General features: G+C 43.5%; 9 protein-coding genes and 3 pseudogenes. 8 read left to right on the forward strand and 4 right to left on the reverse strand.

What is annotated here, in order from left to right; all coding sequences use genetic code 11:
- Positions 1–92: 92 nt before the first annotated feature.
- The 3 genes from NBH07_RS21110 to NBH07_RS21120 all read right to left on the reverse strand — a co-directional run bounded on the left by NBH07_RS21110 (position 93) and on the right by NBH07_RS21120 (position 4,068).
- The gene (locus tag NBH07_RS21110; protein WP_250833590.1) at positions 93–710 is read right to left on the reverse strand and encodes a PcfJ domain-containing protein; all 618 of its coding nucleotides are present in this window, start codon (positions 708–710) and stop codon (positions 93–95) included.
- Positions 711–1,101: 391 nt separating this feature from the next.
- On the reverse strand, positions 1,102–2,751 hold the full coding sequence (locus NBH07_RS21115; protein WP_008781141.1) for a hypothetical protein: 1,650 nt from the start codon (positions 2,749–2,751) through the stop codon (positions 1,102–1,104).
- A gap of 219 nt (positions 2,752–2,970) precedes the next feature.
- Positions 2,971–4,068: a helix-turn-helix domain-containing protein gene (locus tag NBH07_RS21120; protein ID WP_122128842.1), complete on the reverse strand. Its 1,098-nt coding sequence runs from the start codon at positions 4,066–4,068 to the stop codon at positions 2,971–2,973.
- Between the two features lie 128 nt (positions 4,069–4,196).
- Here NBH07_RS21120 and NBH07_RS22785 point away from each other — a divergent pair.
- Positions 4,197–4,262, forward strand: a pseudogene (locus NBH07_RS22785) (transposase); the annotation flags it as partial.
- Between the two features lie 42 nt (positions 4,263–4,304).
- Here the strand turns inward: NBH07_RS22785 and NBH07_RS21125 are convergent.
- The gene (locus NBH07_RS21125; protein WP_250833591.1) at positions 4,305–5,135 is read right to left on the reverse strand and encodes a hypothetical protein; all 831 of its coding nucleotides are present in this window, start codon (positions 5,133–5,135) and stop codon (positions 4,305–4,307) included.
- On the opposite strand from NBH07_RS21125, the gene NBH07_RS21130 reads away from it, so the two are divergent.
- From NBH07_RS21130 to NBH07_RS21165, 7 genes and pseudogenes are all read left to right on the forward strand, one after another.
- Positions 5,134–5,649, forward strand: coding sequence for a tetratricopeptide repeat protein (locus NBH07_RS21130; protein WP_158593296.1), 516 nt, complete (start codon positions 5,134–5,136; stop codon positions 5,647–5,649). The genes NBH07_RS21125 and NBH07_RS21130 overlap by 2 nt on opposite strands.
- The gene (locus NBH07_RS21135) at positions 5,631–5,981 is read left to right on the forward strand and encodes a hypothetical protein (RefSeq protein WP_008781137.1); all 351 of its coding nucleotides are present in this window, start codon (positions 5,631–5,633) and stop codon (positions 5,979–5,981) included. The genes NBH07_RS21130 and NBH07_RS21135 overlap by 19 nt, the downstream gene beginning before the upstream one ends.
- Before the next feature lie 28 nt (positions 5,982–6,009).
- Complete coding sequence (locus NBH07_RS21140; protein ID WP_122128838.1) at positions 6,010–7,143, forward strand: tetratricopeptide repeat protein; 1,134 nt, start codon at positions 6,010–6,012, stop codon at positions 7,141–7,143.
- The gene (locus NBH07_RS21145) at positions 7,112–7,336 is read left to right on the forward strand and encodes a hypothetical protein (protein ID WP_134820250.1); all 225 of its coding nucleotides are present in this window, start codon (positions 7,112–7,114) and stop codon (positions 7,334–7,336) included. The genes NBH07_RS21140 and NBH07_RS21145 overlap by 32 nt, the downstream gene beginning before the upstream one ends.
- Before the next feature lie 15 nt (positions 7,337–7,351).
- Entirely contained in the window at positions 7,352–10,465 is a 3,114-nt protein-coding gene (locus tag NBH07_RS21150) for a hypothetical protein (protein WP_122128836.1), read from the forward strand.
- Between the two features lie 208 nt (positions 10,466–10,673).
- A pseudogene (locus NBH07_RS21155) lies at positions 10,674–11,700 on the forward strand (toprim domain-containing protein).
- 159 nt (positions 11,701–11,859) lie between these two features.
- Positions 11,860–12,766: pseudogene (locus tag NBH07_RS21165) on the forward strand (IS982 family transposase).
- Positions 12,767–13,078 lie beyond the last annotated feature (312 nt).

Below are 13,078 nucleotides of genomic sequence, written 5' to 3' on the forward strand. Positions count from 1 at the left end.
AAAACGGCTTGCTTCTTATGCCTACAGCAAAGGTAACTAAAAACGTTTCTGCCGCCATAGGCGGCGGAAACGTTCTGTGTTCCACTCTGATTTCAATCAAGACAAAGGCTTGGCTTTACTCTTATCAACGGTATATTATCCCGTACCAAATTCAGAATCCGATCATGATAGGCTGATAATTGGTTAGACTTTCCACGGCACTGGCACACCTCCATCCTGCTAAGTGAAAACTCCACCGTTTCCATGCGCCTTCCATCCACCATTGCCGACATTATCAACGAATCTTCTCTCTTATAATAGGCGTTGCTGAATACACAATGATGCAGCAACTTTCCCTCTTTATAAAAGTCCGAAAGGCTTTCCAATACCCGAACCATAATATTTCCATCCGCAAACGAAAGATTAAAGAAACGTGATTTGGCAGCAATATAGTCTTTTTCATCCTTTTCAGAATATTTTTTCTTACATTTCCCCATCACCCAATCATGCGCTTCTTCTACATTTAACGGACACAAATAATGAGGATTTCTTGCATCTAATTTATTTTCTATCAGCATATCCACATAGTCCAGCCACAAGTCCGCATCATGTATCACATAGTTATGCCTTAAACAGATTTTTATATATGTCCAATACTTATCCATACCGTATTTTCTCTCTAAAAATCTCAAGAACAAATTCATTTGCCCTGCCTTATATAATATCTCCATCCGATTATCAGTTAATAATGTCATAAAGAAGGAACTCGGACAAATATCATAAAAGGCACCCTTAAATCCATTCCTCGTAAGTTCGGGTATCACTTTCATTCTCGGATAGATAACCGCCGGGCAAATATCATAAATACGGTCATGATGCACATTCCGCTTACGCAATTCCAAAGAACTTCCATATATCCATGCATCATAATAAAATATAGACATGCCTCGCAGCAAAGACAGCGTTTCTGTCTTGCCCTCTTTATTCATCCAACACTGTACCGCCTCAATTATAAAGTAATTAGCCGGAGAGCCTTTTTTCAGCCGACAGTCCACCATAACAATACTTCGGTAATTTTTTAGTGAAGTATTGACATAACTGTTATATGATGATTAAATTATCTCAATATTTTACGCGGATTGGTCCGGCAACAGAGTTGAATAAAAGGTCGCCGTTAGCAAGATACTGAATGATGGCGTAGGCACCATTGGCTCGGTTGTTCTTGCCCAATATGCTGCGGTGACGTGTGGCACCACTCTTCCAGTCAAGTCCTGTAACTTCCCAGCCCGAAGCATCGTTCCAGCCACATACAAATACCATCTCTGACTTGATACTTACGGCAGGAATCATACTTACAGAACTTACATCGCTGCGCGTCCACTTACTCTCCCACTTTTTCTCCTTTGTATTCCAACGTACACACTCGGCACCTTGAGGGCCTTTGACAATAGGACCAATAGCGATTACACCAATAATCTTGTCGTTTATTTCCTGATTGGTAACATTAATATTGTTTACAACAAAGGCGTCATAGCCGCCTACTACAACAGACTGCTCAGACTGTATCCACTCTGTTGATGTTCCAAGACCACATGTAACCTCGTGCACTCCGGCTATACGCTTGTCGTATCCTACCACTTGCTGTGCGTCTGAGGGGATTTCGTCACGCCAGAAAGCTACCAGTTTCATACGCTTAGAGCCATCGGTAATAACTACCAGCTTGTCCTTGTCTTGGCCAAAGCCCATAAGTGTAGGCGTTGAACCAGTGCCATGTCCGAGTTTGATACATGGTGCTTGCGGACCACCGTCGTAATAGGCTTGCCATGCACCATCAGCCTGGGAGGTGGAGATTTTGCCGTCCTTGCAGATGAGTTTCTGCATAAGGCCTTTTCCGCCTGGTGTGCGGCTGTTACTTGCTACGTAAACACCGCCATTCTCGTCGATGCAGATAGAGTTGGTGAGAATCTGGTCTGATGGAAGAGGGTATGAATCTTCGATTGTAGTAAGAGCACGATTCAGCACAAGAAGTCCGTTCTGAGCAGCCACAACAAGGTGTCCGTCATAGGTCATAGTAGCGCCTACGAGTGTAAAAGAGCCGAAGGTAAAATTCGTAAGTCTTATCTGATGATCCAACATGATACCATCCTTGGGATTATTAGGATTGGCAAGGCGATAGCGTGCCATTACCTGACCTGCATTGGTGTAAGCATAGTTATCCTTGTCGCACAAGACATAATTACCGTTGGCCATAGACATTTGTGGCGCCGGACCCAATATATCGGTAACCGTCTTGGAAAGTTCGTCGTAAGTAGCATGATCGGCAATTATACGTGTCAGTTGCTCCTGGGTCTTCATTGTAATCCCTGGCAAGCCAGCCTCGGCAACCCTTTCAAGTTTGCCGTCGCTTATGTCAAGATACGACACGCGGTCGCTACTCATACCCCACATATAATTGGGCGAAGTCGAAGCAAGAGTCATCAAATTAACAGGACCGCTCCATGTCATCTGACACTTGGAAAGATCGATATTGAAAGTTCCATCCTTGACAGCAGACGAGAAAGCATCAGTCTGAGCCGAATTGAAGTGCGTAATACTATACTCTTCCTGTGCAAGCCAAGGGTTAGGTTTGGGTTTTGCAACTTGTGCCAAAGGCACTTCGGTAGTGCTGTCGCCATCGCCACCAGCATCAGGAGAAATAGAATCTTCGGAACACGAAGCTAAAGACATAGCCCCTATGACACACACCATTAAATAAAGATAGGTTTTTTGCATAGTGAATTGTTTTTGAGAATTTATGTTTGAATTGTTTGAATTTCCTCATGCAAAGATACAGGAGCATCAACCATCAAAAACCTCAAAGACATCACTTATGTGTCACTCTTATAGAAAGGATACGTCACAGTAAGAAAGGTTACACTTTGCCTTATTATGTAACCTTCGTACAAAAGTTACACCTTACATTCAGTAGCAAACGCACACATAACCAGCATATTACCGTTGACGGCGCCACTCGGCGGGAGTCAAGCCCGTCCTTTCCTTGAACAGACGCTGAAAATACACACGCGACGAGAAACCGCACTCCATAGAAACAACCTCGTTACTATATTCGGGGTGTGCAGCCATGAGTGCCTTTGCCTCCTCCACGCGAATACCCGAAAGCCATGTACGGAAATTCTTACCATATATGGAAGTCAGATACGAAGCAACGTCGGTACGATTAACCATTATGCGACGAGCAAACGAGGATAATGTCAAGTCGCTATCTCTAAAACCGCCCTCGCTTCGCCATTTGCTTACCGCCATATCTATTTCGGCAATACGCTCAGGCCCAATCTCCCTAAAGACTTTAGCAGCGGCTATCTCGTCGTTAGTCTCGGTAACAATCTCAGTTACTCCCTCGGACATACTAAATCCAAGCGCCGTAAAACTAACAATAAACAGCGAAAGCGAAATCAATCCCAAAGGTCCAAAGACAAAGAGCAGCGGCCGCGACAATATATAAAGAGGCGAAATTACAGCAAAAGCACACACCACAAAAAGCCCAAAGCGCATAGTGCGCAGGTAGGCATCTGCAGGATTACCATGTTCACTGTCGAGCCGACGTTGAACATTACCAAGTTCCCTCAGCGGTGCCCATGTATAATACAATAGAGTAAAGAAATGAATAGTATCAGCAACATATAGCATAGGACCAATATGCAGACTGCCATTTGAAATAACACCTGCGACTATGCACAATACCATAAGAGCATATCCAACAACGCCATAGCGCATAAAACTCCAACGTCTATGCCTAGCGCGCAGAATATTAAGCTGCGACCATGACAACAAAATAGCCGAAGGCGAATAAAACAGCAGATTAAACAGAACACCCACATCGTTCCCCTGTTGTCGCCAACCCAACCGCATCTGACACATGTAGTGTACAACAAACAATAGTAATGCCACAACAATCATCCAACGCGACTGCTCAAACTGTCTGTTACGGCAAGTTACATAGTAGCGCGACACAAACACAAAAAATGCAAGCATGGCCATCACAATCATGCAAGTATATTGAAGAGCAATAAGGTCTAAGCAAGTATCCAAGATTGTATGTATATTAAATAATTTAACGTGAGTTCGACGAAATATAAGTGCCTGAAAAATGGTGATTAGCGAAAAATTGTTGTAATCTTAGAGTGTTAAATATCAAAAGTTTACAGACAATAATTGCTATGATTACCGAGGACAAAGTTACTGAGATTTTCTGTATTACGGATGACTTCTGCAAAGTTTTTGATGTTGTTTCTCGGTCAATAGTTCGTTAAAATTTGAGTATATGGCTACGCAGCCTTAGGCTGCCATCCAATGAGTTCTTTGACAATCTTACTAATTAAAGTTCGGTTCGGTTGGCATCGGGACATGTCGAAAATTAATTTCGTATAGTTCGCATTGAACATCAACGACTTAATTTTTGCCATGGAATTGTCCATACCATTGTCTTTCATGAAGACCTTGGCGGCATTCAGTGAGGCGAACGATGCGTTGAACGCAAAGTCCAACTGTCTCTTGTGTCTTGCCTGACAATCCATAAGTCCCGTAAACTGCTTACTGTCGCGATAGCAGAACTCTATCTGGAAACGAGTGCGGTAAGTCTTCAATACTTCCTCACCCGTCATTGAGAGTTTTATCGAAAAGAACAACTTGCACTTTCCGCCGGGCATTCGCCAGATGACAAGTCGCACCCTCCTTTTCAGAGCCTTGGCATAAGCCTCGAGGGTGTACGCCTTTCCGTCCAGTCCGTCAATGTGCAGTTCTTCCATGCATGAGAGGTTGAGGTTTGCCAAGTCAATCTTGTCTCCCTTAACCCTTGGTCGTCCACGCTTCTTTTCCTTCTTGGGAATGTAATGCAGACAAGCGTTGTCACGGAAGCGGCTGACTATATAGAAGCCAAGCTCCGACATGCCCTTCTCGAACGTGGATGTGGAGAAAAAAGCGTCAGCCACTACTATATCAGTGATACTCAGCAGTTTCTTTGAATACCGCTTCATAACACTGATGTAATATTCGACGAGTGTCTTGTTCCTCATCTTCAGCGCGGAGTTTCCTATTGTCTGATGGGCACGCAGCATCATGCACTTGTTGTTGACAACATCCAGTAAACCGATGCCCATGATTTCAAGTCCGTGCATAGCGGATATCGACTCGATCGCTTCATTCTTGCGGCAGGCGGAACAAAAGGTGAAAATCCTGGATTATACGGAGGCCAGTGAGTTTTATTTGAAAGCCTTGTTGCTGAATCCGAATGATAAGGCGGTACAGGCTCGCAGATTAGATGTGGAGAATATGTATACCATGGACTGTAATCGTTATTCGGGGATTGCCGAGTCTTATTTTAATGACGGTGATTACGAGAAAGCGGTAGAGCTGTACGAGAAGGTTGTTGAAATGAACTGTTTCAACTCGGAGCTTGCCGCTCGCCGGATCGGGGTACTTCAGGCGAAAATAAGTTCCCGCCAACAAAGGGCTTCTGTATGGACGTTTGAGTATGGTTTTAAGCAAGCCCTATCGGTATTTCTTTCGGTAGATATAAGAATAAGCGAACGAGCGGGTATTGGAGCTTATCGTTCCATCCGGATGTCTTCAAGGCGATACAGAAAGATTATGAGGTGGCTAATTTTGAGATAGGTACTTCGGTCGGCTTTACGATAAAACCGGTACAGGCGGCTCCGATTTGGTTACTTTTCGGTCCCGGTATTGTCATGAACGGCGAATTCGTAGACGAAGAGGCTGAGGATTATTATCCGGATTACTCCGGTGATGCTTCGGTGGATCCTGTAGAGAGGGAGAAAGTATTTGATACCTATACCTCTTTATCCGGGGAGGTTGGTGTGTTAGGAAAGATTTGGCAAAGGCTGGCCTTGAAATACACCTTCCAATATCGTTTCCCCTTGAGCGGAGATTATAAGGATAAGATTACGAAGACAAAGCATGCGATCGGTATCGGAATCTGTTTCTGATATCCTTGCGTAAGGATAAGGAGGTTTTATGAAGGTATATGTTTTGTTTGTATTAGGAGGCTTGCTGTGTTGTCTCTCGGCCTGGGGACAGCGTTCGATGGCCTATCGAGAGATCCCGTCGGGGATAAGCGTGTTTTCAGGTAAGGACAACGAGGCTGGGATGGTCTTTTTTTGCCCGAGTGAGATCTCGTTGAGCTTCCAATCGAGTCTACGAGAGACGGTGGACGTGTATCTTACGGAGAAAAAGGGGGATAATACGGTTTACTATATCCGATTTAAGGTAGGGCGTAAGTATAGGGGGCGCAAGCTTTCTGTACTTGCTCCCGGTTATAACTCACTTACCTTTGAGGTGGAAATGGCTCCGAAAGAATTGAGACAATATTCTTTATTTGATCCAAACGAGGCTTTCGTCAATGGTTGTTACGCCGAATTTCGTAAACGCGGCCGGAATTTCTTCCAACAGGGTATGTATCAAGAGGCCCGAGAACAATATATGACGGCCTTGGAATGCTCGGACCGGCCGGTGGATACGGATTTGAAAGAACGGATTGCGGATATAGACGCGATTACCTCCTATTTGGAGCGAGCGGAATCTGCCGTGAAATGCTCAGACTATAATACGGCACGGACACACTTGATGAAGGCATTGATGTTGAATCCGAATGACCAAGCGATACAGGTGCGAAAACGGGATGTGGAGCAATTATATCTATCGGATTGTAGCCTGTGTGCAGAACAGGCAGAAGCTTATTATAAAAACGGGGAACGGGAAAAGGCCATGGAATTATTTGATAGGATGGTAGCGCAGAATTGCCTTGATTCGGAGAACGTAAGCAAACGGACGCAGCGGATTTTTAACCGTTTATCCTTACGTAAGCAAAAAGGACGTGTTATTGTTTATGAGTATGGTTTTAAGCAAGCTCCTATCGGTATTTCTTCCGGGACTTATTTGAACCGGGGAGTTGGTATGTATTCCAGTGTTTTTTTACATCCAACCGTATTTAAAATAGAAGCTGAGAATAATGAAGACAAGGTTGATATGTGTGAATGGGGAATGACTATGGGGGGGGACTTTTCGGGTGGCAAGAGCCTCTGCGAAGTTACCTGTCTGGTTTTTCGTGGGAGCAGGTATGGTACAACACAAAGAGGTGTTGCGGATTGAAGAAAGTGGTTTATCTTATGTCTCGATACCCTGTGAGACCGGACTTTTGGTGAAATTATTAAAGGATCGGTTGGCTTTGCGATATACTATTCAATATCGTTTCTTGCTAAAGACAGAAAACGCGACTACTTATAATGCTTCGGATCGGGTGGCAAAGACCAAACATTCAATTGGTATAGGTATCTGCTTCTAATTGAAAGTGATTATTATGAGAGGACGTTCTAAATGGTATATCGGGGGAGCTTGTTTTTTACTTTCTCTCTTTTTTATATTTCCTGTATTGGCTTATTGGGTGATAAGCAGTTTTGTGTTGCCCCCGACTCGCTTGAAATCCTTGTTGATTACAGAAATGGCCAAATATGTGAAAGGCGAATTCGATTGCCATTCTGTGGAACTTACTTACTGGGAAACTTGGCCTTTGGCCGGAATTGCCATTATAGGGGGAAGCTATTCCGCCCCGGCTGATACGCTTTTCCCGGAGAAACCGAAACTGAAGGTCGAGTTTGATAAGTTGCTGGTTCGCGTGAACGCGATGGATTATTGGCAGAAAGGTTTGATAACGCTCAAAGAGCTTTCGCTTGAGTGTCCGGATCTTTATGTGCGGCTTGGTGATAATCAGCCATTTGATCTCCTGTACGAGGACCGGATACCTCAAAAAAGTCCGGTAGGCTCTCTCTTTGAGGATTTACGCATGGAGATCCGGCAATTAGCCTTGGAGGATGGACATTGGGTTGTGGAGAATATCGAACAAAAGACACGTTTAGATTGTATCGGAATGCGATTGGCACTAAGTGGAATGCTCATTTCGGATAATGGGCGCCTCGCCCTCTCTTGTGCATGCGATTCCTCCCGTTTGCAAACGGGTGGTAATTTGTTGCGGAATGATTCCCCGGTCTCGTTGGAATGTCTTTTCCATGCTGATTGGCAGAAGAGGCTTGTCCGGGTGGAATCGGCTAAACTTCTTATTCGGAACCTTCCATTTGAGTTGAGTGGTTCTTTCCGGCAAGAGTCATCCAAACGTTTATGGATGGATGCTTCCTTGAACTTATCCGCCTCCGATTTGGAGGAGCTGCTGACGTACGTTCCAGAGCCCTATGCCTCTAAATTCCAATCCTATACATTGAAAGGAAATACCGCTCTGGCAACAACCTTTAAAGGGTATTTAGATGAGCGCTCGTTTCCGGATGTTCATCTATCAGGCTCATTGACAGATGGCTCTATTGTAAAAAAGAAAGAACCGCACGGGCTGGATTCGGTCGCTTTGGATTTTTCGTTTTCATATCCATCTTTACATCCGGAAGATGCGACCATGGAAATCAAGGACTTGAATGTTTCCGGCTTGAATTGCCTAGTCAAGGGGAAAGCGTTGGTCAAAAATTTGTTTCAGAATCCTTTTTGTGACTTGAGTATACAGAGCGATTTGGATTTTACCCGGTTGGGCGAAGAATTCTTTAGCCCGGATACGATCCAATTGTTCGGTCGCCTTCGATCCGATTTATCTTTGGTGTTTACCGGCAAAGATTTGCAGAAAGGACGGTACGAACGTATTTGGGGGGAGGGCTTGTTGGATATCGATCGGATTCATGTGCGGAGTGATGTGTATGGATTGTCTTTCTTTGCCGAAAACACGTATGGGGAAATTGGTTATCGGCCGAATAAAAGTCGTTTTATCCGGCAAAGAGAGGTTCTTGGGCTTTCCTTGCGGATAGACACGATGAATATGCGGCTGGGGACGACTCAAGTGGCACTCTCGGATCTAGATTTAGCTTCTAACACGGGGCTTCAGCAAGACACAAACGCGATTACTCCGGTTACTACACATTTGAGAGTGGGGCGTTTGCAATCGAATCAATCCGGTCAAGTCGCTTTTCTATCCGGAAAAACCGAATTGCATTTGGGGGTTAAGCCCGCGGAACAGGATAAGGGGAAGATCGCCTTGGCTTTTGCGTTTACTTCCGACTCTTTGGAATACTTGAATCTCCCGAGTCAACAGGCGATGAAAGTTTTGAGAAGCCGTGTTGTTTCTGAACTTTATCCTGACAAGGAAACGAGATGGGCACATTTGGCAAATCTGGATGAGTTGTTCAGTAATTGCGAGGTCAAAGGAATCTTGACTTTTGAGCAGCTACGTTCTTTCTCCCGACAGTTTCCTGTACAGGTGAATATGAAGAATACTCAATTGGGGTTTAAAAACAATCGGTTGATATTGAATAATGCGGAGATACAAGCCGGTAAATCGGATGCGGTGCTGAATGGAGAGATCGTGACTTATCCGCGGGACGGCATGAAAAAGCGGCTGATCGAGGCGGATCTCTCGTTGCGTTCGGATCAACTGGATTGGAATGAGTTGAGGCAAGCCTTGATGCGGGGAAAAGGGCTTGAAGGAGATCGGCGTACGAAACAGGAGGATCCGATCAGCTTGCTGAACGTGGGAGACTTGAATGAGGCGATCCGGAAGATGGAAGAAAATCAAGATTCTTGGACGAATTTGTCGAACCAATTGCTGGATATTCCGGAGAACTGGATGTTATCCCTTTCTTTAAATGCCCATAGAATGATTTTTTCTGATTTTGATATGAACGAGGTGAGCGGGAAGGTCTCCTTAAAGGAACGAAGCGCATATTGTGATTTTTCAGTGCGAACGAATATGGGAAATACTTACTTGCAACTTTTGTATAAGAACCAAAGTACGAAGCGATCCGATGTCTATTTGAATTGGAATTTAAGCCAGATACAAGTGGGTAAACTGCGTAAAGTATTTCCTGCGATGGGGACTTTGTTTCCGATGTTGAATTCCATTGATGGAGTCTTGGATTGTGATTTGGCTGCCTATTGCCCGATCGATTCCACGTTGAACGTAGACCTGAGCGCATTGTCGGCCGTTTGCTCGTTGGACGGTAAGAATATGGTATTGTTTACGAATGAAACCTTTCATCAGATAGCAAGTAAACTTCGTTTTAAAGATCGGGAGCGCAATATGATCGATCATATATCCGCTGATTTCGTGGCGAAAAATCACCAAATTGAGATCCTGCCTTTTCGATTGGATATGGATCGATATAGTTTTATCGTAGGTGGACAACATAGCATGGATATGAGTTTTAATTACCATATTGATGTTTTGAAGTCGCCTATTCCGTTCAATTTCGGACTGGATGTAAATGGCAAGGTCGGTGATTTCAAATATAATCTGGGAAAGACCCGTTATACGATTTTGTTCAATCGCCCTATTCAGCATGAGGAATATCGTATGTCGAAACAGAGAAGACTGGATGAGGAAAAGGTCGAGATCTTAAGAGAATTCCGAAATGTTATCCCTTAATTTTTAGTTATCCTTGACGAAGCACGGCTTTCCCTTGATGAACCTCCTCTTTTCAAATACGATTCCTCATAAAAAACAACTGTATTAAAAAATCAGGTGTTTTCTCTTTCATGTTTGAGTAAACTTTATTATCTTTATGAAAGATAATCTTTCTCATTTATAATCTAAAATCACATAGATGAGAATTCAACGAACATCAGTAAATATTATGAAAGTCGATTTCAACCAGATAAAAACAACCATTTCTCTACCCGATTTCCTGTTGGAACTGGGATGGAAAATCGTGGAAGGCTCTTCCAACGCCTGTCCTAAGATGAGCAACGGAACGCACACCATTGTCATCAAGCGGAACTCACAGAACCAATATACTTATTGGGATGTGCATAGTGACAACGTGCGTGGACGTAGCATCATGGATCTGATGCAAGAGCACTTGCTTGAAGCAACCGGAAAAATGCCGACCTTGCGCGAGGTGGGGGAGATCCTTCAGAACTACATCAACACCAACCGTATCACGACACCCGAAAAAAGCCGGTATGATGTAGGCAACACAAGCCTGAGACCGGACGAGCTTCAATTCTACTTGCGTCAGCTACAACCCTACAAGGGCAACTACCTCCGGAAAAGAGGTATCTCAAAAGAGAGTGTTGAAAGCCCGGTGTTCAATAACACGTTTTTTATTCGTGAGGTAAAAAACCTAGGAAGCGTCTATCGGAATGTATGTGTGAAGATGTACAGTGAAAAAGGCGTGGAAGCCATTTCACAACGGAATGAAGCCTTTAAGGGAGTCATCGGCGGCAAGTTCGACTGTTTGGCAACCAGCAACCACGATAAAAGCCGCCCGATAGACATTCTCTACCTCGGGGAGTCGTTTATAGACTGCATCTCCCACTATCAATTACTCCATTCCGGAAGTAACCTCAATCTTGTATATGTATCTACGGAGGGATACATTCACGGAAGGACAGATGAAGCTGTTACGCTTAATCCTTGACAAGAATCAGGTGAAAGAGCTTCGAAGCATCTTTGACAACGACAAACAAGGGTACAAATACACCTTATGGCTGCATCGTCACTTCTATGGCGACACTACTGACATCGAGAGCCTGAGCGAAAATGAACTCCGCGACAAGGTGCATGAATTAAAAAACGTCGAACTTTCGGAAAATAAGGATTGGAACGATGATTTGAAAGCCTCATGCACGACCTCTAGTCCCGCGGAGGGCGGTCAATAACTTCATAATACTATTTTTAGTATATACTAAAAAACGTCCGAAATATTATTTAACGTGAGTTCGAAATAAGAATAAATATATTTCACTAATAATTAAGGAGATAGCGATAAAAGTATTAAATTTATAGTGCTGAATTATAACATTTAAACGATTACCACTATGTTTCCAGAGTCTAAAGTTACAGAGATTTATTGTATGGCCGATGATTTTTGCAAGGGAATTTGCGTTGCAACAGGAAAAATATATGATTGAGGATAAGAAGACCAGGCATCGTAACAAACCCAACCGTATGAGTGACGCTGAGATTATGGTTATTCTAATCCTGTTTCACTCCAGTGGTTTCCGTTGTTTCAAGCATTACTACAAGGAGTATGTCTGTAAACATCTGAAACACCTTTTTCCGCGTCAGGTTTCTTATAACCGTTTTGTAGAACTGGAGAAGGAAGTATTGCTTCCACTGACCATTTTCATCAAGAAAGTCCTGCTGGGAACCTGTACCGGCATCAGTTTCGTCGACTCCACTCCCTTGCGTATATGCCGCAACCAAAGAATCCTAATTCATAAGACATTTAAAGGGCTTGCCGAGCGTGGAAAATGTTCTATGGGATGGTTCTTCGGATTCAAGCCACATCTGATAGTCAATGACAAAGGAGAGATCCTCAATTTCATGTTCACGCCTGGGAACGTGGATGACCGAGAACCGTTGAAACAGGGTAAGTTTTTGGAAAACATCAAAGGAAAACTATGTGCAGACAAAGGATATATAGGTCAGGCTCTGTTTGAGAACCTTTTCCTTAATGGCATACAGCTTGTCACTAAAGTTTAAAATAATATGAGGAACTCACTGATGGGTGTCGCTGACAAGATTTTGCTCAGAAAAAGAGCATTGATTGAAACAGTCAATGATGAACTGAAGAACATAGCACAGATAGAACACTCCAGACATCGTTCATTCAATAACTTTATAGCCAACTCTTTGTCCGCTATAGCAGCATACTGCTTTTTTGAAAAGAAGCCCGCCATTAATGTAAACTTTGTCAATGACGGACAACTGGCTATGTTCTAATTTTATTTCGAACTCACGTTAATTATTATGCGTTTATGAAATATATCTTCAAGATGTGTCCTAATCTATTGTATTTTATCTGATGGAGCAGAATAGTTCTTCCACGGAGCAGATGATAATATGTATAGATCAAAATACTTCTGTAGCTTATGCATTGCCTCAATTGCTCCAGGCATAGGTTTCCTATTGGCAAACAAACTCGGAGTTTCATCCAATCGTCCGTCATACTCTTTAAGTGTATCTTCATCCTGTAGGTCTATTCTTTCATACTACATACCTATCTCTGCTTGTTAGAGTTTTTATACTTCAATG

This window comes from Parabacteroides sp. B2-S-102 (genome assembly GCF_023656665.1).
Classification (GTDB): domain Bacteria; phylum Bacteroidota; class Bacteroidia; order Bacteroidales; family Tannerellaceae; genus Parabacteroides; species Parabacteroides distasonis.

Coding starts and splice junctions, on each gene's coding strand:
- NBH07_RS21110 (WP_250833590.1), bottom strand. CDS start 710: ATGGAGATATTATATAAGGCAGGGCAAATGAATTTGTTCTTGAGATTT.
- NBH07_RS21115 (WP_008781141.1), bottom strand. CDS start 2,751: ATGCAAAAAACCTATCTTTATTTAATGGTGTGTGTCATAGGGGCTATG.
- NBH07_RS21130 (WP_158593296.1), top strand. CDS start 5,134: ATGATTTCAAGTCCGTGCATAGCGGATATCGACTCGATCGCTTCATTC.
- NBH07_RS21125 (WP_250833591.1), bottom strand. CDS start 5,135: ATGGGCATCGGTTTACTGGATGTTGTCAACAACAAGTGCATGATGCTG.
- NBH07_RS21140 (WP_122128838.1), top strand. CDS start 6,010: ATGAAGGTATATGTTTTGTTTGTATTAGGAGGCTTGCTGTGTTGTCTC.
- NBH07_RS21145 (WP_134820250.1), top strand. CDS start 7,112: ATGGTACAACACAAAGAGGTGTTGCGGATTGAAGAAAGTGGTTTATCT.
- NBH07_RS21150 (WP_122128836.1), top strand. CDS start 7,352: ATGAGAGGACGTTCTAAATGGTATATCGGGGGAGCTTGTTTTTTACTT.